This is a genomic window from Streptomyces sp. NPDC018964 (assembly GCF_044390325.1).
In the GTDB taxonomy this organism is placed as follows: domain Bacteria; phylum Actinomycetota; class Actinomycetes; order Streptomycetales; family Streptomycetaceae; genus Streptomyces.
In genome coordinates this window covers 24,467-48,455 of the sequence record NZ_JBIRYZ010000007.1, presented here as the reverse complement: position 1 = coordinate 48,455, position 23,989 = coordinate 24,467, and the positions used below count along the sequence as shown (strand labels likewise).

Genomic DNA, 23,989 nt, shown 5'->3' with positions numbered 1-23,989 from the left:
GCGCGTACCCCCACGCGAGGGCGGCGCGGAGTGGTGGCCGCACCCGTCCGATCCGGCCGGGCCTTCGCCGTCCGGGACATTACGGCTTGCCACGTGAGGGTTGTGCTATGTCACTCCAGGAGGACGAACGTCGACCGCTGTCCGGAGCCCAGGAGGGCCTCTGGTACGCCGGGCGGCTCGCACCGGACGGTGCCGCGTACAACACGGCGGAGGCGGTGGAGATCCACGGCCCCCTCGACACCGCCCTGTTCGAGACCGCGCTGCGGCGCACCGTCGGCGAGGCCGACACCTTCGCCCTGCGTTTCGCCGACACCGGTGACGGACCGCGCTGCCACCTCGCCCCGGACGCGGACGACTGGCCCCTGCACCGGGTCGACGTCAGCGGCGCCGCCGATCCGGAAGCCGCCGCGTGGGCCCACGTCCGCGCCGATCTCGCGGTCCCCGTGGACCTGGACAAGGGCCCGCTGTTCGCCCACACCCTGCTGACCCTGGCCCCCGACCGGTTCCTCTGGCTGCTGAGGGCCCATCACCTCCTGCTCGACGGCTACAGCTACAAGCTCCTCGGGCGGCGCCTGGCCGAGACGTACAACGCCCTGGCCGAGGGGCGCGAGCCGGATTCCTGCGGCTTCGCGCCGGTGAGCCGGCTCCAGGCGGAGGAGGCGGCCTACCGTGCCTCCGAGCGGTACGCCCGCGACCGCGACCACTGGGCGCGCCGCCTGGCCGGCCTGCCGGAGCCCGCCCGCCTCACCTCCCGTACGGCCGCCCCCACCGCGCCCTTCCTGCGCCGCACCGCCGAACTGACGCCCGCCGAGACCGGTGCCCTCGACACCGCCGCGGCCCGCCTCGGCGTCCGCCGCACCGACCTGCTGACCGCCGCCACCGCCGCCTACCTGCACCGCATGACCGGCGCCGGGGACCTGGTGCTGGGCCTGGCCACCATGAGCCGGCTCGGCGGCGCCGCCCTGCGCACCCCCGGCACCGCCTCCGACGTCCTCCCGCTGCGCGTGACCGCCGCCCCCGACACACCCCTCGCCGAGCTGGCCCGGACCGTCGCCGGTGAACTGGAGGCCCTGCGCCGCCACCAGCGCTACCGGGGCGAGTTCCTCCGCCGCGACCTGGGCCTGCTGGGCACCGGACGCCGGCTGTACGGGCCGGTCCTCAACATCGTCCCGTTCGACGAGTCCCCGGTCTTCGGCGGGCACCCCACCACCTGGCACCACCTGTCCGGCGGAGCCGTCGACGACCTCCAGATCTCGGTGCGTCCCGGCACCCGCCCCGGCGGACTGTGGCTGGCCCTCGACGCCAACCCCGCCCTGTACGAGGAGGACGAACTCGCCCTGCACCGCGACCGGTTCCGCACACTGCTGCGCCGACTGGCCGAGACGGAGCCGACGACGCCGCTGGGCGATCTGGACCTCCTGCTGCCGGGCGAACACCCCCGCGACACCCCCGTCCACACCTGTCCGGTCGAGCGGACCCTCACGGAACTGTTCGAGGAGCGGGCGGCCGCCGGGCCCGAACGGACCGCCGTCACCTGCGGGGACGAACGGCTCACGTACGCCGAACTCAACGCCGAGGCCAACCGCCTGGCCCGGCTGCTGACCGAACACGGCGCCGGCCCCGGCCGGACGGTGGCGCTGGCCCTGGAGCGCGGCGTGCGGCTGCTGCCCACCCTGCTGGCCGTCCTCAAGACCGGCGCCGCCTACCTGCCCCTGGACCCCGGCCACCCGGCCGAGCGGCTGCGGCTGGTCGTCGAGGACGCGGCCCCCGTCGTCCTCGTCACCGAGCGCGCCCACGCCCACCTCGCCCCGGACACCCTCCCCGCCGTCCTGCTGGACGACCCGGAGGTCGCCGCGGACCTCGCCCGCCGCCCCGCCGCCGACCTGGGCGACGCCGACCGGAACGGGCCGGTGAGCCCGTCCGACACCGCGTACGTCATCCACACATCCGGCTCCACCGGCCGCCCCAAGGGCGTGCCCGTCCCGCACGCGAACGTCGTACGGCTCTTCGCCGCCGCGTCCGCGCACTTCGACTTCCGCGCCGACGACGTGTGGACGCTGTTCCACTCCTACGCCTTCGACTTCTCCGTGTGGGAGATCTGGGGCGCCCTGCTGCACGGCGGCCGGATCGTCGTCGTGCCGTACGCCGTCAGCCGCTCGCCGCGCGAGTTCCGGGAGCTGCTGCACCGCGAGGGCGTGACCGTCCTCAACCAGACGCCGTCCGCCTTCGAGCAGCTGATCGACGCCGACCTGGAACGGGGCGGGGACACCGGGGCGCTGCGCTACGTCGTCCTCGGCGGCGAGGCCCTGCGCCCCGCGCGGCTGCGCCCCTGGGCCGACCGGCACGGCCTGGACCGCCCGGCGCTGGTGAACATGTACGGCATCACCGAGACCACCGTGCACGTCACCCACCACCGCCTCACCCGCGCCGACCTGGACGACCCGCGCCGCGGCAGTGTCATCGGCACCCCGCTCGCCGACCTCCGCGTCCACCTGCTGGACGCCGCGGGCCGCCCGGTGCCGCCCGGCGCGACCGGCGAGATGTACGTCTCCGGTGCCGGCGTCGCCGCCGGATACCTGAACCGGCCCGAACTGACCGCCGAGCGCTTCCTCGACGACCCCCACGGCCCGCCCGGCACCCGCATGTACCGTTCGGGCGACCTGGCCCGGCGCCGCCCCGACGGCACGCTCGACTACGTCGGCCGCGCCGACGCCCAGGTGCAGCTGCGCGGCTTCCGCGTCGAACCCGGCGAGATCGAGGCCGTCCTCGCCGCCCATCCGGGCGTCGCCCGCGCCGCCGTCGTGCCCCGCCGCGCCGACAGCGGCGCCCTGCACCTCGTCGCCTACACCGTCCCCGCGGGCGACGGACCCGTGGACCCCGCCGCACTGCGCGCCCACGCCGCCGCCCACCTGCCCGAGCACATGGTCCCGGCCGCCTGCGTCCCGGTGGACACGCTGCCGCTGACCGCGAACGGCAAGCTCGACGTGCAGGCCCTGCCCGACCCCGACTTCACCGCCGCCGCGTCCGGCACCCGCCCCGCGACACCGCGACAGGCCCTGGTGTGCGCCCTGTTCGAGGACGTCCTGAAACTGCCGCGGGACACGGTGGGCACCGACGCCGGCTTCTTCGACCTGGGCGGCGACTCCCTCCTCGCCACCCGCCTGCTCGCCCGCCTGCGGCACGCCACCGGCGCCGAGATCCCCCTCACCGCCCTGTTCGAGACGCCGACCCCGGCCGCCCTCGCCGAGCGGCTCGACGTACGGGCGGACGACACCCCGCCCCGGCCGGCCCTCGGCGGCGCCGCACGCCCGCGGCGGGTGCCCCTGTCCTTCGCCCAGGAACGCATGTGGTTCCTGAACCGGCTCGACGAGGGAGCGGCCACCTACAACATCCCGCTCCTCGTCCCGGCCGGCGCCGGCCTCGACACCGAGGCGCTCCGGTCGGCCCTCGGCGACCTGGCCGACCGCCACGAGATCCTTCGGACCGTGATCGCCGAACACGACGGCGTCCCCCACCAGCGCGTCCTGCCGCCGGGGGAGCTGCGCCCGGTCCTGCGGCACGTCGACTGCCCCGCCGCGGAGACCGCCGCCCACGTCACCGCCGCGCTGCGGCACCGCTTCGACCTCACCGCCGAAAGCCCCCTCACCGCCTGGCTGCTGGGCACCGGCAGCGAGCGGGTGCTGCTGTTCGTCCTGCACCACAGCGCGGCCGACGGCTGGTCCCTCGGCCCCTTCGCCACCGACCTGAGCACCGCCTACGCGGCCCGCCGGGCCGGCCGGGCACCCGCGTGGACCCCGCTGCCGGCGCAGTACGCCGACTACGCGCTGTGGCAGCGCGCCCTGCTGGCCCCCGCACCGGACGGCCCCGGCCGGCTGGAGCGGCTCACCGCCCACTGGCGCACCGCGCTGGACGGCCTGCCCGAGGAGTGCACCCTGCCCGGCGACCGGCCGCGTCCCACCGCACCGCGCGGCGGCGGCGCCCACGTCGAGGCCACCGTCGACGCCACCCTGCACCGCGCCCTGCTGCGCCTCGCCGACCGCGAGGGCGCCAGCCTGTTCATGGTGCTGCACGCCGCCGTCAGCGCCCTGCTCACCCGCTGCGGCGCCGGCGAGGACATCGTCCTCGGCACCCCCGTCGCCGGCCGCACCGAACCCGCGCTGGATCCCCTGATCGGCCTGATCAGCAACACCCTGGTGCTGCGCGCCGACACCTCCGGCGACCCCGCCTTCCGGGACCTCCTCGCCCGGCTGCGCACCGCCGACCTGGCCGCCCTCGACCACCAGGACCTGCCCCTCGACCGGCTGGTGGACGACCTCAACCCGCCCCGCACACCCGGCCGGCACCCCCTGTTCCAGGTGATGCTGGCCCTGCAGAACAACGCGCCCGCCGTCCTCGAACTGGACTCCGTCCGAACAGAGTTGCGGCCCACCGCCACCGGAACCGCCAAGTTCGACCTCTTCGTGGACGTCCTGGAACGCCACACCCCCGAGGGCACCCCCGACGGCCTGACCCTGCACGTCGAGTACGCCACCGACCTCTACGACGCCGGCACCGCCGAGGCGTTCACCCACGCCCTGCGCGAGACCCTGCGCACGGTGGGCGCCGACCCCGAAGTCCGCGTCGCGGAACTGCCCGCGCCCCCCGGCCGCACCCCCGCCCCGGCCGGGACCGACCCCGTGGAACTGGAGCACGCGGCCCTCGCCGTGCCCGGTGTCCGCGACGCCCGCGCCCTGCCCGGCACCGACGGCACCCCACCCCGCCTGTACGTGGTGCCGGGGCGGGCGGACGCCGCCGAACGCGTCGAGGAGGCCCTGGACCGCGCCGGCCACGCCACCGTCCGCGTCACGGCGGTCAACGTGCTGCCGCGCGCGCAGGACGGCACCGTCGACACCGCGGCGCTGCGCGCCCTGCCCGCCGTCGACCGCACCGCGGTCAGGACCTGGCGGGAGCACCTGACCGCCCTCCCCGGCGTCACCACCGCCGAGGTGACGGCGGAGGACACCCCCGAGGAGCTGGACCGCCGCCACACCGGCCTGCCCGACCGCACCACGCGACCCGCCCCCGCCCCCGCCGGCCGCGCCTCCGCGGTCCCCGCGCTCAGCGAGGGCCCCGCCCTGACCGAGCCGTCCGTGCAGAGCTGGGCCGAGGCCCTGCGCCGCGCCGCCGCACGGGACCGGGGCGACATCGTCCACGTCCACGCCGACGGCGGTGAACACCGGCGCACCTACGCCTCCCTGATCCCCGAGGCCTCCCGCGTCCTCGCCGGCCTGCGCCGGGCGGGCCTGCGCCCGGGCGACCGGGTCATCCTCCAGTGCGACGCCACCGAGGACTTCATCGCCGTGCTGTGGGGCTGCGTCCTCGGCGGCTTCGTCGCCGTCCCGCTGACCGTCCCCGTCTCCTACGACACCCCCTCGGCGGCGCTGACCAAGCTGGAGGGCATCTGGCGGATGCTCGGCCGGCCCCAGGTCGTGTGCTCCGCCGGCCGGGAGGCCGGGCTGCGCGCCCTCGCCGCCCGGCAGGCCTGGCCCGGCCTGCGGCTCACCACGGCCGACGCGCTGCGCGAGGCGCCCGAGGACCACGACTGGCACCCCGCCGCGCCGGACGACCTCCTGCTGCTGCTCATGACGTCCGGCAGCACCGGTCTGCCCAAGGCGGTACGGCTCACCCACCGCAACGTGCTGACCCGCTCCGCCGCCACCGAGCAGCTGAACGGCCTCGGCGCGGACGACGTCTCCCTGAACTGGATCCCGCTCGACCACGTCACCGGCGTGGTCATGTTCCACCTGCGGGACGTGTACCTGGGCTGCCGCCAGATCCACGCCCCCACCTCCTGGATCCTCGAGGACCCGCTGCGCTGGATGGACCTCGCCGACCGGCACCGGGTCACCGTCACCTGGGCACCCAACTTCGCCTTCGGACTCCTCGCCGAGCAGTCCCACCGCTTCACCGGCCGCACCTGGGACCTGTCACCGATGCGGCTGGCGATGAACGCCGGCGAGGTCGTCGTCGCCCAGGCCGCCCGCCGCTTCCTGCACGCGCTGAAGCCGTTCGGCCTGCCGCAGCACGTGATGCACCCCGGCTGGGGCATGTCCGAGACCTGCTCCGTGGTCACCGACGCCGTCCTGCCCGGCGAACCCGACGCCACCGAGGGCGCCTTCGTCAGCTGCGGCCGGCCCTACCCGGGGTTCGCCATGCGGATCGTCGACGAGCACGGCACCCTCCTGAAGGAGGACGAGGCCGGCCGGCTCCAGGTCCGCGGCACCTCCGTGACCGGCGGCTACCACGACAACCCGGCGGCCAATGCGGAGGCGTTCACCGGGGACGGCTGGTTCGACACCGGCGACCTGGCGTTCCTGCGGGACGGCGAGCTGTACATCACCGGCCGCGCCAAGGACGTCATCATCGTCAACGGCGTCAACCACTACAGCCACGAGATCGAGGCCTGCGTCGAGGAACTGCCGTACGTGGAGCGGAGTTTCACCGCCGCGGTCGCGGTGCGCACCGACCCGTCGTCACCCACCGACGAACTGGCCCTGTTCCTCCACCTCACCCCCGAGGCCGCCGCCGAACCGGCCGGCGCCCTCCGCGAGATCGCCGGCAAGGTCACCCGGGAGATCGGCGTCAGCCCCTCCTTCCTGATCCCGGTCGCGCGGGACGCCGTGCCCAAGACCGAGATCGGCAAGATCCAGCGCACCAAGCTGCGCAAGGGCTTCGAGGCGGGCGACTTCGACGACGAGGTCCGCCGGACCCAGATGCTGCTGGGCACCGCCACGACCGTCCCCGACTGGTTCCTGCGACCGGTGTGGCAGCGGACGGAACACCCCGGAACCCCCGCGACGACGCCCGGCCGGCACACCCTCGTCCTGACGGGCGGCGACCCCCGGACCGGGGAGCTCGCGGAACGGCTCGCCGACGCGCTGCGGTCCGCCGGCGGCCTGTGCACGGTGGTCGGCGAGGGAACGTCGTACGCCCGGCTCGATGCCGCGCACTACCGTGTGCGGCCCGCCGAGGAAGCCGACTACGGCGTACTGCTGGAGCGGCTGGAGCACGACCGGCGGCCGGTCGACGCCGTCCTCCACCTCGACGGGCCGCACGGCACGGAGGATCCGCAGACGGCACCGGACGACACGACCGGCGCGGAGCGACTGCTCGCGTTCGCCCGCGCCCTCACCACCCGGCCCGGACGGCGGCGCCCCGTCGACCTCGTCCACGTGACGGCGGGCGCCCAGGCCGTGCGCCCCGGCGACCGGCCCTCCCCGGCCCACGCCATGGCGGGCGCGCTCCTCAAGTCACTGGCCGAGGAATCCGGCCGGCTGCGCGTCACCCACCTCGACCTCGCACCGGACGAGGACGCGGACCCCCTGCCCGTCCTGTCGGCCGAGGCGACGGTCACCGCGGACGGCGCGGAGGTGGCGTACCGCGAGGGGCACCGGTACGTACGCCGTCTCGCCCCCCTGCCCGGCACCCCGTCCCGCGTCGAGCCGTCCGCGGACGACGGCTTCACCCTGCTCACCGGCGGACTGGGCGGCGTCGGCGCCGAGATCGCGGCGCACCTGCTCCGCACCCCGGGCACCCGGCTGCTGATCGTGGGTCGCACTCCGGAGTCCGAGGCCGCCGTTTCGGCGCTGTCGGGCGAGCCGGGCGAGGTCCGCTACGCCCGCGCCGACGTCACCGACGAACGCCAGGTGCGGGCCGCGGTGGAGGCCGCCGCCGAGGCGTGGGGCGTGCCCCTGCGGTCGGTGCTGCACCTGGCCGGCACGTTCGTGGAACGGCCCGTGGGGGAGCTGGACGCCGCCACCTGGCGCCGGGCGCTCCGGGCGAAGGCGCGCGGCGCGTGGACGCTGCACCGGCTCACCGCCGACCACCCGGTCGGCTCCTTCGTCACCTTCTCCTCGGTGAACGGCTTCTTCGGCGGCGCCATGAACGCCGCCTACGCCGCCGCCAACGCCTACCTGGACGCCCTCGCCGGCTACCGCCGCAGCCTCGGCCTGCCCGCGCAGTCCCTGGCCTGGAGCATGTGGCGCGAGCGCGGCATGAGCCGCGGCTACGGCCTCACCGCGCTCACCGAGGCCCGCGGCTACCGGCTGCTCGACGTCCCCGCCGCGCTGCGCTCCTTCGACCTGGCCCGCTCCCTGGACGAGCCGCACCTGCTGATCGGCGCCGACCGCACCGCCCCCTGGGTCCGCAGCCACGTCGTGGCCCCCGTGCGGCAGGTGCGGCGCCTGGCCGCGCGCGTCGGCCTGGAGGACGGCATCGACCTGGGCGCCCTGTACCGCGCGGCGGCCGACGGCGCCCGCGCGGCCGGCCTGTCCGACGCGTGGACACTGCGCTCGGCGGGCACCACCGCCCGCCCGGACGAGACCGGGACGGGAGAGGACCCGCGGCGGCTGGAGCACCGGATCGCCGAGGTGTGGTGCGGCGTCCTGGGCCGCGACCGGGTGGGCCGGGACGAGAACTTCTTCGACCTGGGCGGCAACTCCCTGCTCCTGGTCACCGCCCGGACCGCCGTCAACCGGGCCTTCGGCACCGACGTGTCGGTGGTCGACCTGTTCGCGCACCCCACCGTCCGGGACCTCGCCCGCCACCTGTCGGAACGCGGCGCCGCCCCGGCGGCGGACGCCGGACCGTCACCCCGGCCGGAGGCCGGCGGCGGTCTGGACCACGCCAAGGAGAAGGCACAGCGCCAGCGCGCCGCCCGCGCGCGCCGCGCCGCACGCCACGGGAAGGACCGGGACCGTGCGTGAACCCGCCGGGCCGGGCCGGCCCTACGACATCACCGAGCCGGGAGAGGACGAGGCACAGGCCGTGCACGACACCAGCACACCCCACGACGAGGACCTCCCCGCCGTCGCCGTCATCGGCATGGCGGGCCGCTTCCCCGGCGCCGACGACCTCGACGCCTTCTGGGAGAACCTCGCGGCCGGCCGGGAGGCGATCCGGCCCGTCACCGACGAGGAGTTCCTCGCCGCGGGCGGCGACCCGCGCGACCTGGACGACCCGGCACTGATCCGGATGGCGTCGGTCGTCGAGGGCATCGACCGCTTCGACTCCGGCTTCTTCGGCTACAGCCCCGCCGAGGCCGCCGTCGTCGACCCGCAGCAGCGGCTGCTGCTGGAGACGGCCTACCACGCCCTGGAGGACGCCGGCTGCCTCGGCGCGGACCGTACGGGCGAGGCGTTCGGCGTGTACGCGGGCGCCGGCGACAGCCGCTACTACCCGGCCCACGTGTACCCGCGCTTCGCCGGGCAGCCCGGCTCGGTGGCGCTCGTCCACGCCGCCACCGCCAACTCCCTGGGCACCCTCGCCACCCGCGTCTCCTACGAACTGGGCCTCACCGGCCCGAGCGTGTCGCTCCAGACGGCCTGCTCCACCGCGCTGGTCGCCGTGCACACCGCCTGCCAGGACCTGCTGGACCACCGCTGCGACACCGCGCTCGCCGCCGCCGTCTCCCTCAACCTCTCCGCCGTCCTGGGCTACCGCCACGTGCCCGACGGGCCGTTCTCCCCCGACGGCCACTGCCGCGCCTTCGCCGCGGACGCCGCCGGCACCTCCTCCGGCGACGGCGTGGGAGCCGTCGTGCTCAAACGGCTGGAGGACGCCCTCGCCGACGGCGACCGCGTCCGCGCCGTCATCCGCGGCAGCGCCGTCAACAACGACGGCCGCCGCAAGGTCGGCTTCAGCGCGCCCAGCGCCGCCGGACAGACCGAGGTCGTCCTCGCCGCCCAGGCCCAGGCGGAGGTCGACGCCGGCACGATCGGCCTGATCGAGGCGCACGGCACCGCCACGAAACTCGGCGACCCGATCGAGGTGTCCGCCCTCACGGAGGCCTTCCGGCACAGCACGCGGCGGACCGGATTCTGCGCGCTCGGCTCGGTCAAGACCAACATCGGCCACCTCGGCGCCGCCGCCGGCATCGCCGGACTCATCAAGGCGGTCCTGGCCCTGGAACACCGGCGGATCCCGCCGAGCCTGCACTTCGACCGCCCCAACCCGCTCATCGACTTCGACACGAGCCCCTTCCGCGTGCCCACCGCCCTGGAGGACTGGCCCGCGGAAGGCCACCCCCGCCGCGCCGCCGTCAGCGCCTTCGGCATCGGCGGCACCAACGCCCACGTCGTCCTGGAGGAGGCCCCGCCCGCCGCCCCCGCCGCGCCCCGCCCGCCCGAGGACGGCCGCCGCCTGGTGCTGCCCCTGTCCGCCCGCACCGCGGGCGCCCTGTGCGGCCAGGCCGAGGCGCTCGCCCGGCACCTCGAACGCCGGCCCGAGCTGCGCCTGGACGACGTCGCGCACTCCCTGCGCACCGACCGGCCCGCGCTGCGCCACCGGCTCACCGTCACGGCGGCCTCCCGCGAGGAGGCCCTCGAAGCGCTGCGTACCGCCGCCCCCGCCACCCCGCCGCTCCCCGACGACCCGGCCCGCGTGGCGTTCCTGCTGCCCGGCGGCGGCACCCAGTACCCCGGCATGGGCGCGGAGCTGTACCGCGACCACACCGTCTACCGCGACACCGTCGACGAGTGCGCCCGCATCCTGCGGCCCGTCCTCGGCACCGACCCGCGCACCGCCCTCTTCGAGGAGCGGCGGCCCGACGACACCTCCGCCTTCCTCGGGCTCGTGGTCACCGAGTACGCCCTGGCCCGCACCCTCATGGAGTCGGGCGTGCGCCCCGACGCGCTGATCGGCCACTCGCTCGGCGAGTACACGGCAGCCTGCCTGGCCGGCGTCATCGACCTCGAGGACATGCTGCCCCTGGTCACCGAACGCATCCGGCTGATCAGCGCCGCCGGCGGGGCCACCGTCGGCGTCGCCGCCCCGGCGGAGGAGATCCGGCCGCTGCTCGACGACGACCTGTCCCTGGCCGCCGTCAACGGCCCCCAGGCATGCACCGTCGCCGGACACCTCGACGCCGTCACCCGCTTCGAAGCCGAGCTCACCCGCCGGAGCGTGCCGTTCCGCCGCCTGCGCATCCCCGTCGCGGCCCACTCCCACGTCCTGGACCCCGTCCTGCCGGCCTACGAGGCCCACCTGCGCCGGGTCACCCTGCGCCCGCCGCGCATCCCGTACGTCACCAACGTCACCGGCACCTGGGTCACCGACGCCCAGGCCACCTCCGTACGCCACTGGATCGACCACACCCGCGCCACCGTGCGGTTCGCCGACGGCATCACCGCCCTGTGGGACCGTCTGCGCCCGGTCCTGGTGGAGATCGGGCCGGGCGACACCCTGACCAAGCTCGCCACCGGCCGCCTCGCCGACGAGGCACCGGTGACCGTGACCACCATGCGGCACGCCAAGGCCGAGGCGTCCGACGGGTTCGTCCTCGCCGAGGCGCTGGGACGGCTGTGGAGCGCGGGCGTGGACAGCGCCCTGCCCCCGGTGCCGGGCGCGCCCCGGAGGGCGCCGCTGCCCCCGTACGCCTTCGAACGCCGGCGCCACTGGATCGACGCCCCCGGCGCCCGCACCGGCCCCGCCGCCTCCGACGACACCCCGGCCGCGGCGGACCCCGGCCCCGGCCTCGCCCCGCGGCCCCGGCTGACGACCGGGCACGTACCGCCGCGCACCGCACGCGAACAGGCGGTGACCCGGCTCTGGGAGGAGACCCTGGGCATCGGCGGCATCGGCCTGCACGACAACTTCTTCGACCTCGGCGGCGACTCCATGCGCGCCGTGCTGCTGGCGGGCCGGCTGCGCCAGGCCGGCGTCCTCGACGTCCCGGCGGCGACCCTGCTGGCCGCCCCCACGGTGGCCGGGGTCCTTGCCGCAGCCGACGAACCGGACGGGGGGACCGCCACGGGGGAGGCGCGGACCGCGCTGAGCCCGCTGCTGCCGCTGCGCGCCGAGGGCACCGCCACGCCCCTGTTCTGCGTCCACCCCGGCGCGGGCGTGGCCTGGCGCTACACGGGCCTGCTGCCGCACCTCGGCGGCGACCAGCCCGTCCACGGCATCCAGGCGGCCGGCCTCGACGGCACCACCCCGCCCGCCCCGGACGCCGCCGCCATGGTCGCCCACTACCTCGACCTGGTGCGCCGGGTGCAACCGCACGGCCCGTACCGGCTGCTGGGCTGGTCCTACGGCGGATTCGTCGCGCACGCCATGGCCTGCGCCCTCCAGCGCGACGGCGAGCGGGTCGAACTCCTGGCCATGCTCGACGCCCCCCAGCCGCACGGCACCGCTCACGACCCCGACGCGGCCGAACGCCAGGTGGCGGCCCTGCTGTCCCGGGTGGCCGGACTCCCCGCCGGCCCCGGCGCGGCGCCCCCGGACGTCGACACCGTCCTGGACCGGATCGACGCACGGGTCACGGCCGACCCGTCGAGTTCCCCCGTCACCCGCGCCGAGGCCGCCGCCATCGCCGCCGTCATGCGCAACAACCTGCGCATCGCGCCCCAGTTCACCCCCGGTGTCTTCCGGGGCGACGTGCTGTTCTTCAGCGCGGCCGAGGAGACGCCCACGGACTTCCCGGCCGACCTGGCGGTGCTGCCCGGCAAGGCCGACAGCTGGCGGCCCCACGTCGACGGCACGCTGCACGACCACCACGTGCCCTGCGGCCACTACGAGATGACCGAACCCGGACCGATCGCCCGCATCGGCGAGACGGTCGCCAAGGCCCTGCGCGGCCTCACCGGCTGAGCCGCCGTTCCCCCTACCCCTCCCGAGCACGCGTTGAGGAGAACCAGCGTGGAAGCGACCCAGGAACTCTACGAACTCGGCGACGCGCCCGAGATCGGCACCGCACCCCGGCGGATGTACGCCTCACTGATCCGCCGTGAACGCTACGGACAGCCCGTCGACGCCTTCCGGACCGAGGTGGTCGACGTGCCGCCCGTGGGCCGCGGACAGGTCCTGGTGAAGGTGATGGCCGCCGGCATCAACTACAACAACGTCTGGGCGGCGCTGGGGTCGCCGCTCGACGTGATCGCCGCCCGGCAGAAGGCGGGCGCCGCCGAGGACTTCCACATCGGCGGCTCCGACCTGTCCGGGATCGTGTGGGCGGTCGGCGAGGACGTGCGCGGGGTGGGGCTCGGCGACGAGGTCGTCGTCCTCGCCAACCGCTGGGACGAGAAGGCCGACGACATCCGCCTCGGCGGCGACCCCACCTGGTCCACCAGCCAGCGGGTGTGGGGGTACGAGGAGAACTACGGCTCCTTCGCCCAGTTCGCCGTCGTCGACGACTACATGTGCCACCCCAAACCCGCCCGGCTGTCCTGGGCGGAGGCCGCCTGCTACATGGCGACCGCGGCCACCGCCTACCGCCAGCTCTTCGGCTGGCCGCCGCACACGGTGCGCCCCGGCGACCCGGTGCTGATCTGGGGCGGCGCCGGCGGCCTCGGCTGCATCGCCATCCAGCTCGTCCGGCACGTCGGCGGCATCCCCGTCGCGGTCGTCTCCAGCGAGGAACGCGGCGAGTTCTGCCTCAAGCTGGGCGCCGAGGGCTTCATCGACCGGCGCCGGTTCGACCACTGGGGGCGGTTGCCGGACACCTCCGACGAGGCGGCGACGGGCCGCTGGCTGTCGGGGGCCCGCGCCTTCGGGCGGGCCTTCTGGGAGGTGCTCGGCGAGCGCCGCAGCCCGCGCATCGTGCTGGAGCACTCCGGCGCCGACACCGTCCCCACCTCCCTGTACCTGTGCGACAACGGCGGCATGGTCGTCCTGTGCGGCGGCACCACCGGCTACAACGGCGACGTCGACCTGCGGTTCCTGTGGATGCGGCAGAAGCGCCTGCAGGGCTCGCACGTCGCCACCGCCCGCGAGGCACGGGAGGTCACCCGGCTGATCGACCAGGGAATCATCGACCCGTGTCTGTCGCGCACCTTCGATTTCGACGAGATAGGACTCGCCCACCAGCTCATCCACGACAACCGGCACCCGGCGGGGAACATGGCCGCACGCGTGGGCGACCGGGGCTGAGGAACGGGACGGCGGTGCGCGGGTCCGGGTGATTCGCGCACCGCCGGAGGGGTACCTGCGGCGGGGTACGACGCACGTGTACTCACGGGAGGTACCCCATGGGCAAGCTGGGCGACATGATGAACAAGGCCAAGCAGATGGCCAAGGGCCACCCCGACCAGGCCGACAAGGGCGTCGCGGGCGCCGAGCGGGCGGTCGACCGGCGGACGGGCGACAAGTACGACGCCCGGACCGACAAGGCCGCCGACACGGTGCGGCGCTCCTACCGGGACGGCGGTACGTCGGAACGCTGACCCGGTACGAACGACTTCCCCCCTCCTCCGGACGATGCCCGGGGGAGGGGGGAAGCCCATGATCAGCCGCAGGCGCCGGCCGGCCCGGGCCCGCCGACCGCCGGCAGCGGACGCGGCGCGGCCACGTCACCGCCCGCCGCCGCGCGCGCTCACACCCGCAGCAGCTTCTTGACGATCTTCCCGGCGGGATTGCGCGGCACCTGCTCGATGAACTCCACCCGCCGCGGACGCTTGTACGGGGCGAGTAGCCCCGCGACGTGCGCGAGCAGCGCCACCGCGCCCGCTTCCGCGTCCGGCTCCAGGACCACGTACGCCAGCGGCACCTCGCCGTAGTCCTCGTCGGGCATCCCGACGACCGCCGCGTCCCGAACCGCCGGGTGGGTCATCAGGGCGCGCTCGATCTCCGAGGGGTAGACGTTCTGGCCCGCGCGGATGATCACGTCCTTCGTGCGGTCCACCAGGCTGATGCGGCCCTCGTCGTCCATGAAGCCGAGGTCGCCCGTCCTGATCCAGCCGTCGAGGGTGATCTCACGGGTGGCCTCCGGGTCGTTCCAGTAGCCCCGCATGACACCCGGTCCGCGCACCACGATCTCCCCGGTCTCGCCGGGCGGCAGCTCCCGGCCGCCCTCGTCCACCGCGCGGGCGGACATGCCCGGCACGACCCGCCCGCACGGGATACGGACGGTGACGTCCCCGGGGGCGGGGTGCTCGTCGGGGCCGAGCGTGACGAACGGGCCGCCCACCTCGGTCATGCCGTACACCTGCCGGAAGCCGCAGCCGAGCCGTTCGACCGCCTCCGCGTAGACGTCGAGCGGCATGGGCGCGGCCCCGTACAGGACCTCCCGCAAGGAGGACAGGTCGGCACGGTGGGACGCCCGGGCCTGCAGCATGAAGCGCAGCATCTGCGGCACCAGCCACATGTGCGTGGCGCGGTGCCGCTCCACCGCGGACAGCGCCCGCTGCGGGGTGAAGCCGGGCATCAGCACGACCGTCGCGCCGGCCGCCAGGTAGGTCAGCGACACGACCATGCTGCCGTGGTACAGCGGGCAGCAGTTGACCATGACGATGTCATCGGTGGGGCGGGCCATCACCAGCCAGCCCAGGGCGATGGCCCGGAACGACGCGCTGTCGACGGTGACGCCCTTGGCCTGCCCGGTGGTCGCCGAGGTGTGCAGCACGGCGACCGGGTCGGTGTCGGCGACGTCCGGCAGGTCCCGCCCGGCGGCCAGGGTGCCCAGCGCCGCGAAGGCGGGCTTGTCGAGGGCCAGCCGGATCCGCACCGACGCCGGCAGTTCGGCGTGCCGGTCCAGCAGCTCGGACTCACCGATGACCGCCACCGCGCCGACGCGCTCGACGATCCCGGCGACCTCGGGCTCGGCCAGGCTGTGGTTCAGCGGCACGAACAGCGCGCCGAGCCGGGCCAGCGCGAAGTAGCTCTCCAGGACCTCGATCCGGTCCTTGGAGAGCACGGCGACCCGGTCACCCCGCTCGATGCCCAGCTCGGCCAGCCCGCGCGCCAGTTCCAGCGTGCGGTCGTGGAACTCGGCCCAGGTGACGCTGCGTTCCTCGTCGACCAGCGCGGTCCCGCCGGGCCGGCACTGACGGTTGCGCTCCAGCAGCTGCGTCAGCCACATCACGCACCGCCGCTCGCACCGGCGGCCGCGCGCTCGGCCACGAAACGCTCGTAGTCGCCGATCGTGCGCAGATCCTCCATGTCCTGGGCGGTGATCTCCACGCCGAGCCGCTGCTCGACCAGGAGGACGAGGCGCACCAGGTCCCCGGAGTCGATGCCGCTGGCGGCCAGGTCGACGTCGTCGCCGACCTGGTCGGCGTACTCGGCCGTACCGGTGAGTTCGACCAGCAACTCCCTGATGGTGCTCATGGTTTCCCCTTTCGCCTCGGCGTGCCGGCCGCCGCGCGGTGTTACGACTGTCACCCCCTGAAGAGGCGGGTGCGGCCCGGTCCCACTCCCCGGGCCGGTCCGTGAGCTTTGTCACGCGCCCGAACCTTGTGCGGCGGGGATAGCGGGGCCGCCCGCCCGGCCTCTTACCGCAACGAAGCCACTCGCCCCGCGTGGGCGGTCCCGAGCCGAAGGAGTGATGCGCGTGCCCAGGCAGCCGGTACGGGTCCGGGCCCCGGGGCGGTGCCCGCAGCACGGCACCGCCGCGGCGGTCACCGGACGCCCGGGCGGTACCCGGTGAGCGCCCCGGCCACCGCCGCCGTCGCGGACGAGGACGAGCCGCTCGCCCGCTTCGACGCGTTCGTCGCCGGCGGCGGGACGATCGAACCGCGCGACTGGATGCCCGACGGATACCGCCGCATGCTGGTCCGCCAGATCGCCCAGCACGCCCACTCCGAGATCATCGGCATGCAGCCGGAGGGCGCCTGGCTCACCCGCGCCCCGTCCCTGCACCGCAAGTCGGTCCTCCTCGCCAAGGTCCAGGACGAGGCCGGTCACGGCCTGTACCTGTACTCCGCCGCCGAGACGCTCGGCGTGGACCGCGCCGACCTGCTGGACGCCCTGCACCACGGCCGGCAACGCGCCTCCGCCACCTTCAACCACCCCGCGCTGACCTGGGCGGACACCGGGGCCATCGCCTGGCTGACGGACGGCGCCGCCGTCATCAACCAGGCCCCCCTGTGCCGCACCTCCTACGGGCCGTACGCCCGGGCGATGCGCCGCGTCTGCCAGGAGGAGGCCTTCCACGTGCGGCAGGGCTACGACCTGATGCGCGCCCTGTGCGAAGGGACGCCACAGCAGAAGGAGATGGCGCAGGACGCGGTCGACCGCTGGTGGCTGCCGGCCGTGGCGCTGATGTTCGGGCCGCCCGACACCGAGGCGGGCGGCGCCGACGCGCGGACCGCCGCGCTGGGCGCCGCGGTCTCCCGCCGCGCGATCGCCTGGGGCATCAAGCGCCACACCAACGACGAACTGCGCCAGCGCTTCGTCGACACCTGCGTGCCCCAGGCCGAACGCCTCGGCCTGACGCTGCCCGACCCGGCGATCCGCTGGAACGAGGAACGCGGCCACTACGACTTCACCCCGGTCGACTGGGACACCTACCGCGAGGCACTGGGCGACGACACCCACTGGGCGCGGCAGCGGATCGCGCACCGCAGGGCCGCGCACGAGGACGGCGCCTGGGTCCGCCGGGCCGCCGCCGCGTACGCCGCCCGCACGGACGCGACGACAGGAGAGGACGCATGAGCGGATCACCGGAGGACGCGCCGGCGTCCTGGGAGGTCTTCCTGCGGACCCGCCGGGGCCTGGCCCACCAGCACGCGGGGTCGGTGCGCGCGGCCGGCCCGGACGCGGCGCTGGCCGCCGCCCGCGACCTGTACACGCGCCGGGGCGATCCCCTGTCGCTGTGGGTGGTCCGCTCCGACGCCGTGCACACGGTCTCCCCGGACGAACGCGACGCGTACTTCGCGGGCGCCCGCCACAAGCCGTACCGCCACACCGAGCACTACGCGCCGCTGACCGAGAAAGGCCCCGAAGGTGAGCACCACGAGTGACCTCCCGGCGGTACGCCCGGGCACCCCGCCGGGCGAAGGGCCGTCCACCGACCCCGGCCTGGCCCGGCACCTCCTGCGCCTGGGCGACGACGCCCTCGTCCTCGGGCAGCGCCTGTGCCAGTGGATCACCCGCGCGCCGACCGTCGACGAGGACCTGGCCCTGTCCAGCATCGCCCTCGACCTCATCGGCCACGCCCGCGCCCTGTTCACCCGGGCCGGACGGCTCGACGGAACCGGCCGCACCGAGGACGACCTCGCCTACGGCCGCTCGGAACGCGAGTTCACCAACACCCTGCTGACCGAACTCCCCAACGGGGACTTCGCGACGACCGTGGCCCGGCAGCTCGCCTACACCCACTACGCCGTCCTGTACTACGAGACGCTCGCGCACCACGCCGACCCCGAACTCGCCGCGTTCGGGGCGCGCGCCGCCAAGGAGGTCGCCTTCCACCGGCTGCACGCGGACCGCTGGACGGTGACCCTGGGACGCGGCACCGAGGAGAGCGCCCGCCGCATGCGGCACGGCCTGGAACGGGTGTGGCCGTACACCGGCGAACTCTTCGAGGAGGACGACGCGCTACGACGCCTGGCCGCCTCCGGCACCGTGCCCTCACCGGCACCTCTGCGCGAGACGTGGCTCGACCGGGTCACCGGCGTCGTCACCGGGGCGGGACTCACCGTGCCCACCCCCACCTGGTCGGCCACGGGAGGCCGCTCGGGCCTGCACACCGAGGAGTTCGGCCCCCTGATCGCCGAACTCCAGTCCGTGCGCCGGCAGTTCCCAGGGGGCACCTGGTGAGCGGGCCCGCACCGGCCACGGCCCGCCGCTCCGCCGAGGAGGTGCGCGAGCGGGTGGAGGCGCTCCCGGACCCGGAACTGCCGGTGATCGGCCTGGGCGACCTCGGCGTGGTGGGCTCCGTCGCGCCGGGCGCCGACGGCGTACTGGAGGTGGAGATCACCCCCACCTACCTGGGTTGCCCCGCACTGCCCGAGATCACCGCCGCCGTACGGGAGGTCCTGGCCGACTGCGGTCACCCCGAGGGCCGTGTCCGGCAGGTCCTGACACCGCCCTGGACGACGGACCGCGTCACCCCCGAGGGGCGGCGCAAGCTCGCCGCGCACGGCATCGCCCCGCCCGTGTCCCCGGCCCCCGCCGGCCCGGTCGCCGTCGAACCGGTCGCGGTGCCCTGCCCGCACTGCGGTTCACGGGCCACCCGGCCGCACAGCCTCTTCGGGCCCGCCCGCTGCCAGTCGGTGCTGTGGTGCACGGCGTGCCGCGAACCCTTCCCCCACCTGACCGCGCTGTGAGGCACACCGTGGACACCGCCACCCTCCCGCCCGCCGCCCCCGACGGAGCACCGGCCGGCCCGCCCCGCCGCACCGGCTGGCACCCGCTCGACGTCACCGAGGTCCGGCAGCTGACCGCCGACACGGTGGCCGTCACCCTGCACGTGCCCGCCGCGCTGCGCGACGTCTTCACCCACCACCCCGGCCGGCACGTCACCGTCCGCCACCGCTGGGCCGGCACCGCACTGCGCCGCAGCTACTCGCTCTGCCCGCCACCGCACGCCCCCGAGACGCTCCGCCTGGTGATCAAACGGTCCGGCCCCGGCGGCTTCGGCGAACACGCCACCACCCGGCTCGCACCCGGCGACCGCCTCGAACTCTCCCCGCCCACCGGGACCTTCGCCCTGCCGGAGCTGCCCGGAGCCCACCACGTCCTGCTCGCGGGCGGCACCGGCATCACCCCCCTGGCCCCGATGGCCGCCCACGCGCTGCGCCGGGACCCGGCCTGCCGCGTCAGCCTCGTCCACTCGGTCCGCACCTCCGCCGACGCCCTGCTGGCCGACGAGGTGGCCGAGCTGAAGGACGAGTTCGTCGACCGCCTCACCGTCCTGTACGTGCTGACCCGTGAGGACCCGGGGAGCGGGGGCGGCCCGCTCGCGCGGCGGCTGGACGCGGCCGGGCTGCGCCGCCTGCTGGCGGCCGTGGACGCCCGTCCCGGCCGGGACACCACGTTCGCCCTGTGCGGACCGCCCGGCCTCGTCGGCACCGCACGGCGGGTCCTGGCCGACGAGGGAGCCGATCCCTCGCTCGTACGCTGGGAACTGTTCACGTCCGACGACACGGCACCACGGCCACCGGAGACGACCGGACCGCCGCCGGAGACGGCCGGACCGGCACCGGAGACGGGGGAGGCCCGGGTCACCGCCCTGCTCGACGGGCGTCCCCGTGCCGCCACCGTCCTGCCGCACGACCCCGCCCTCCTCGACGCGTTGCTGCGCGCCCACCCCGACGTGCCGTACGCCTGCCGTGAGGGCGTGTGCGGCAGCTGCCGCGCGAAGGTCCTGTCCGGGCGGGTGACGGCGGACCGCCAGCACGCCCTGGACGAGCGGGACCGCGCCGCCGGCTACACCCTCGTCTGCCGGGCCCGGCCGCGCACCCCCGAGATCACCCTCGACTTCGACGCCTGACCCGTACGCCCGACAGCGAAGGAGACCCACGATGACCGCCACCGCCCGCCACGCGGGGAAGACCGCCCTGGTCACCGGAGGCAGCCGGGGCATCGGCAGAGCCATCAGCCGCCGTCTCGCCCGCGAGGGCGCCCTGGTGGCGGTCCACTACGGCCACGACCTGACGGCCGCCGAACGCACCGTCAAGGAGATCGAGGCCGACGGCGGCCGCGCCTTCCCCGTACACGCCGAACTCGGCGTCCCCGGCGACGCCGACACCCTGTGGTCCGCCTTCGACCGGGCCCTGGCGCAGCAGGACGCCCCGGAAGGACTGGACATCCTCGTCAACAACGCGGGCATCACCCTCCCGCGCCCGTTCGCCCAGGTGACCGAGGCCGACTACGACCGCGTCTTCGCGATCAACACCAAGGCGCCGTTCTTCATCATCCAGCGCGGACTGGACCGCCTGCGGGACGGCGGCAGGATCGTCAACATCTCCTCCGTCGCGACCCGCGTCGCCTTCCCGCCGATCGTCTCGTACACCATGACCAAGGCCGCCCTCGACTACCTCACCCTCTCCCTCGCCCAGGAACTGGGCCCCCGGGGCATCACCGTCAACGCCGTCGCACCCGGCTACACCGAGACGGAGATCAACCCCACCCTCGCCGTCCCGGAGATCCGCCGCCGCTACTCCGAGGCCTCCGCCTTCGGCCGGCTCGGCGACCCGGCGGACATCGCCGACGTCGTCTCCTTCGTCGCGAGCGACGACGCCCGCTGGGTGACCGGCCAGTGGATCGACGCCTCCGGCGGCGCCCACCTCGGTGTGTGACCCGTCCGCACCCCTAGGAGATGCGATGAACGACCGTACGTCCGCCCTCGACGAGCCGGTGACGGACGACGCCCTGACCCGGCCCTTCGAGGGCGCCAGCCCCTACGACACGTATGTGCGCGCGTCCGTGCTCCACTCGCTGCAGCACCCGCTCACCGAGGCCCCGGACGAGATGGGGTTCCTCGTCACCACCCAGGTGATGGAACTGTGGTTCACCCTGATCGTGCACGAGTGGCGCACCGCCCGGGTCGCCCTCGCCAAGGACGACCTGCCCGCGGCCATGGACGCGCTGGAGCGCAGCCGCCGCGCGCTGACCGCCCTGGGCGGCGCCTGGGCGCCCATCGCCGCGCTGACCCCCGCCCGGTTCAACGGATTCCGGGACGCGTTCGGAAAGGCGTCCGGCTTCCAGTCGGCGATGTACCGCCACATGGAGTTCCTCCTCGGTGACAAGTCCGCCGGGCTGCTGCGCGCCCACCGCGGCGACCCGGCCGTCCACGAGGCGCTCGCCGAGACCTACCGGGAGCCGTCCCTGTACGACGAGGTGCTGGCCCACCTCCACCGCCAGGGCCTGCCCGTCCCGCGCCACGTCCGCGAGCGGGACGTGACCGGCCCCTACACCGGCGACCCCGGGGTCGTGGAGGTCTGGCGGCACATCTACGCCGGACCGCGGCACCACCCCCACCAGGCGCTCGGCGAACTGCTCACCGACATCGCCGAACTCGTCACCCGCTGGCGGTTCGACCACGTCCTGGTGGTCCGCCGCGCCATGGGCGCCAGACCGGGCAGCGCAGGCTCCGCCGGACTGGCCTGGCTGGAGCAGCGGGCGGCCCGCCCGGTCTTCCCCGAACTGTGGGAGGCGCGCGGTGACGTCTAGGGAGATCTCCGCCTTCGCCGCCGAGGAGGAACGGCGGGTCCTGAGCCTGAAACCGGTACTGGCACCGGTGCACGGCCGCTACGGCGACCACCCCCACCAGTCCTACGACGCCTGGCCGTCCGACGACCCCGACGCCCCGCTGGTCGTCCTGCTGCACGGCGGCTACTGGCGCTACGACCGGATGCACCTCACCCCGTTCGCGGCCTACCTCTCCCGGCAGGGCTTCGACGTCCTGCTCCCCGGCTTCCGCCGGTCCGGCGGCGCGGGCGGCCACCCGGAGACCTTCGACGACGTCGCCCGCATCGTGGACACCCTGCCCCAGGGGCGGCCCTACGTCCTCGCGGGCCACTGCTCCGGCGGCCACCTGGCCCTGTGGTGCGCCGCCCGGGGACTGTTGCCGCCCGGCTCGCGCTGGCACACGCGCACCCTGCCGACGAGCGTGCTCGCCCTCGCGCCGATCACCGACCTCACCGCCACCCGCCGCGACGGCCTCAGCGACGACGCCGCCCTGCAACTCCTCGGCGGTGAGGAGCACTTCGACCGGCGGCTGCCCGAGGTCGACCCCCTCACCCTGCTGCGGGGCGCCGGCACCACCGGCGTTCCCACCGTGCTGCTGCACGGCGCCGCCGACGAGGAGGTCCCCCTCACCCAGTTCAGCGACTACGCGGCCGTGCACCGGGACCTCAGGACGGTCGTCCTGCCCGGCACCGGCCACTACACCCTCATCGAACCGGGAGCACCCGGCGCCCGCGCGGTCGCCGACACCCTCCGGGAGATGGCGGCCGCCTTCCCCCCGAAGGACCCCGGCCGCGCGGACGAGGAGGCCGCACACCGATGACCACCGCACTCTCCGCACCGGCCGAACTGCGCGAACGGGCCGCACGGCTCGACGCCGACGACCCCCTGGCCCCCCTCCGCGCGCGTTTCCTGCTCCCGCCGGACGTCGTCCACCTCGACGGCAACTCCCTGGGCCCGCTGCCCGCCGCCGTACCGGAGGCCCTCGACGACGTCGTACGGCGCCAGTGGGCCACCGGACTCATCGGCTCCTGGAACGCGGAAGGCTGGTGGGAGGCGCCCCTGCGGGTGGGGGACACCATCGGCGCGCTCATCGGGGCCGCGCCGGGGCAGACGGTCGCGGGCGACTCCACCAGCGTGCAGCTGTTCACCGCGCTCGACGCCGCGGCCGCGCTCCGCCCGGACCGCCCGCTGCTGGTCACCGACCCCGGGCACTTCCCCACCGACCGCTATCTGGCGGACGCGGTCGCCCGCCGCCGGGGCCTGGAGGTACGGCGGGTGCCGCCGGGAGACCTTCCGCGTTTCCTCGCCGCCGAGGGCCATCGGGTCGCCGTCGTCAGCTACGCGCCCGTCGACTTCCGCACCGGCGAGCTCCACGACATGCGGGCGCCGACCCGGGCCGCCCACGAGGCCGGCGCCCTCGCGCTGTGGGACCTGTGCCACGCGGCCGGCGCCCTGCCCCTGGACGTCGACGCCCTCGGCGTCGACCTGGCCGTCGGCTGCGGCTACAAGTTCCTCTCCGGCGGCCCCGGCGCCCCCGCCTTCCTGTACGTGGCGCACCGCCACCACGCCGACCTGGAGACGCCGTTGCCGGGCTGGACCGGTCACGCCGACCCGTTCGGCCTGGCCCGGGAGTACACCCCCGCCCCCGGCATCGCCCGTGCCCGCATCGGTACCCCGCCGATCCTGTCCCTGCTCGCCCTCGAGGCGGCCCTCACCGCCTTCGACGGGGTCGACCTGACCCGGGTCCGCGCCAAGAGCCTCTCCCTGACGGGCTTCTTCCTGCGCTGCGCGGACGAACTCCTGACACCCCTGGGCTTCACCTCGGTCACCCCGGCCGACCCCGCGCGCCGCGGCAGCCAGGTCACCCTCCGCCACCCCCATGCCCGCGGGCTGGTCGCCGCCCTCGCCGAGCACGGCGTCATCGCCGACATGCGCGCGCCCGACCTGCTGCGCTTCGGCGTCAACGCCCTCTACACCAGCCACCGGGACCTGCTCACCGCCGCCCTCCGCCTGCGGGACCTCACCCGGGACGCCGCCTACGACCCCGCGCCGCCGGCCGCGGGGCCGGTGACCTGAGGGACCCGCGGCCGGCCCGCCCACC

Annotated in this window: 15 protein-coding genes; 13 read left to right on the top strand and 2 right to left on the bottom strand. The window is 75.4% G+C overall.

Translation table 11 applies throughout. From position 1 onward, the window contains the following. Positions 1–107 precede the first annotated feature (107 nt). From ACH5AO_RS13770 to ACH5AO_RS13755, 4 genes are all read left to right on the top strand, one after another. Positions 108–8,744 carry an amino acid adenylation domain-containing protein gene (locus ACH5AO_RS13770; RefSeq protein ID WP_398924449.1) on the top strand — a complete coding sequence of 2,879 codons (8,637 nt, stop codon included), beginning with the start codon at positions 108–110 and terminating at the stop codon, positions 8,742–8,744. Beyond that, positions 8,737–12,627, top strand: coding sequence for a type I polyketide synthase (locus tag ACH5AO_RS13765; RefSeq protein WP_398924448.1), 3,891 nt, complete (start codon positions 8,737–8,739; stop codon positions 12,625–12,627). Before ACH5AO_RS13770 ends, ACH5AO_RS13765 begins: the two co-directional genes overlap by 8 nt. A gap of 48 nt (positions 12,628–12,675) precedes the next feature. Next, a complete protein-coding gene (gene ccrA / locus ACH5AO_RS13760; RefSeq protein WP_398924447.1) occupies positions 12,676–13,905 on the top strand; it encodes a crotonyl-CoA carboxylase/reductase in 1,230 nt (409 codons plus the stop codon). Positions 13,906–14,003: 98 nt separating this feature from the next. Beyond that, positions 14,004–14,198 carry an antitoxin gene (locus tag ACH5AO_RS13755; RefSeq protein WP_398924446.1) on the top strand — a complete coding sequence of 65 codons (195 nt, stop codon included), beginning with the start codon at positions 14,004–14,006 and terminating at the stop codon, positions 14,196–14,198. A gap of 149 nt (positions 14,199–14,347) precedes the next feature. Here ACH5AO_RS13755 and ACH5AO_RS13750 read toward each other — a convergent pair whose 3' ends face one another. Both ACH5AO_RS13750 and ACH5AO_RS13745 read right to left on the bottom strand, forming a co-directional pair. After that, positions 14,348–15,832 (bottom strand): class I adenylate-forming enzyme family protein, encoded by a 1,485-nt coding sequence (locus tag ACH5AO_RS13750; protein WP_398924445.1) that lies wholly within the window; start codon positions 15,830–15,832, stop codon positions 14,348–14,350. Continuing rightward, the gene (locus ACH5AO_RS13745; RefSeq protein ID WP_030864696.1) at positions 15,832–16,080 is read right to left on the bottom strand and encodes an acyl carrier protein; all 249 of its coding nucleotides are present in this window, start codon (positions 16,078–16,080) and stop codon (positions 15,832–15,834) included. The genes ACH5AO_RS13750 and ACH5AO_RS13745 overlap by 1 nt, the downstream gene beginning before the upstream one ends. 315 nt (positions 16,081–16,395) lie before the next feature. Here ACH5AO_RS13745 and paaA point away from each other — a divergent pair, with 315 nt between their 5' ends. From paaA to ACH5AO_RS13700, 9 genes are read left to right on the top strand one after another with little or no spacing between them, the layout of a single operon-like run. Further along, complete coding sequence (gene paaA / locus ACH5AO_RS13740; protein ID WP_398924444.1) at positions 16,396–17,406, top strand: 1,2-phenylacetyl-CoA epoxidase subunit PaaA; 1,011 nt, start codon at positions 16,396–16,398, stop codon at positions 17,404–17,406. Continuing rightward, a complete protein-coding gene (gene paaB / locus ACH5AO_RS13735; protein WP_398924443.1) occupies positions 17,403–17,714 on the top strand; it encodes a 1,2-phenylacetyl-CoA epoxidase subunit PaaB in 312 nt (103 codons plus the stop codon). The genes paaA and paaB overlap by 4 nt, the downstream gene beginning before the upstream one ends. 58 nt (positions 17,715–17,772) lie before the next feature. Continuing rightward, positions 17,773–18,513 carry a 1,2-phenylacetyl-CoA epoxidase subunit PaaC gene (gene paaC, locus ACH5AO_RS13730; protein WP_398924714.1) on the top strand — a complete coding sequence of 247 codons (741 nt, stop codon included), beginning with the start codon at positions 17,773–17,775 and terminating at the stop codon, positions 18,511–18,513. Beyond that, a complete protein-coding gene (paaD, locus tag ACH5AO_RS13725) occupies positions 18,510–19,022 on the top strand; it encodes a 1,2-phenylacetyl-CoA epoxidase subunit PaaD (RefSeq protein WP_398924442.1) in 513 nt (170 codons plus the stop codon). The genes paaC and paaD overlap by 4 nt, the downstream gene beginning before the upstream one ends. 8 nt (positions 19,023–19,030) lie before the next feature. Next, on the top strand, positions 19,031–20,188 hold the full coding sequence (locus tag ACH5AO_RS13720) for a 2Fe-2S iron-sulfur cluster-binding protein (RefSeq protein WP_398924441.1): 1,158 nt from the start codon (positions 19,031–19,033) through the stop codon (positions 20,186–20,188). A gap of 31 nt (positions 20,189–20,219) precedes the next feature. Beyond that, the gene (locus ACH5AO_RS13715) at positions 20,220–20,996 is read left to right on the top strand and encodes an SDR family oxidoreductase (RefSeq protein ID WP_030864678.1); all 777 of its coding nucleotides are present in this window, start codon (positions 20,220–20,222) and stop codon (positions 20,994–20,996) included. A 25-nt stretch (positions 20,997–21,021) separates the two neighbouring features. After that, positions 21,022–21,870: a tryptophan 2,3-dioxygenase gene (locus ACH5AO_RS13710; RefSeq protein WP_398924440.1), complete on the top strand. Its 849-nt coding sequence runs from the start codon at positions 21,022–21,024 to the stop codon at positions 21,868–21,870. Continuing rightward, positions 21,860–22,708 (top strand): alpha/beta hydrolase family protein, encoded by an 849-nt coding sequence (locus ACH5AO_RS13705; RefSeq protein WP_398924439.1) that lies wholly within the window; start codon positions 21,860–21,862, stop codon positions 22,706–22,708. The genes ACH5AO_RS13710 and ACH5AO_RS13705 overlap by 11 nt, the downstream gene beginning before the upstream one ends. Beyond that, positions 22,705–23,964: a kynureninase gene (locus ACH5AO_RS13700; protein WP_398924438.1), complete on the top strand. Its 1,260-nt coding sequence runs from the start codon at positions 22,705–22,707 to the stop codon at positions 23,962–23,964. Before ACH5AO_RS13705 ends, ACH5AO_RS13700 begins: the two co-directional genes overlap by 4 nt. The last annotated feature ends 25 nt before the right edge of the window (positions 23,965–23,989 follow it).

Excerpts from the sequence above, each read along its gene's own strand:
- ACH5AO_RS13770 (WP_398924449.1), top strand. The coding sequence starts at position 108 with ATGTCACTCCAGGAGGACGAACGTCGACCGCTGTCCGGAGCCCAGGAG.
- ACH5AO_RS13755 (WP_398924446.1), top strand. The coding sequence starts at position 14,004 with ATGGGCAAGCTGGGCGACATGATGAACAAGGCCAAGCAGATGGCCAAG.
- ACH5AO_RS13750 (WP_398924445.1), bottom strand. The coding sequence starts at position 15,832 with ATGTGGCTGACGCAGCTGCTGGAGCGCAACCGTCAGTGCCGGCCCGGC.
- ACH5AO_RS13745 (WP_030864696.1), bottom strand. The coding sequence starts at position 16,080 with ATGAGCACCATCAGGGAGTTGCTGGTCGAACTCACCGGTACGGCCGAG.
- paaB (WP_398924443.1), top strand. The coding sequence starts at position 17,403 with ATGAGCGGATCACCGGAGGACGCGCCGGCGTCCTGGGAGGTCTTCCTG.
- ACH5AO_RS13715 (WP_030864678.1), top strand. The coding sequence starts at position 20,220 with ATGACCGCCACCGCCCGCCACGCGGGGAAGACCGCCCTGGTCACCGGA.
- ACH5AO_RS13710 (WP_398924440.1), top strand. The coding sequence starts at position 21,022 with ATGAACGACCGTACGTCCGCCCTCGACGAGCCGGTGACGGACGACGCC.
- ACH5AO_RS13700 (WP_398924438.1), top strand. The coding sequence starts at position 22,705 with ATGACCACCGCACTCTCCGCACCGGCCGAACTGCGCGAACGGGCCGCA.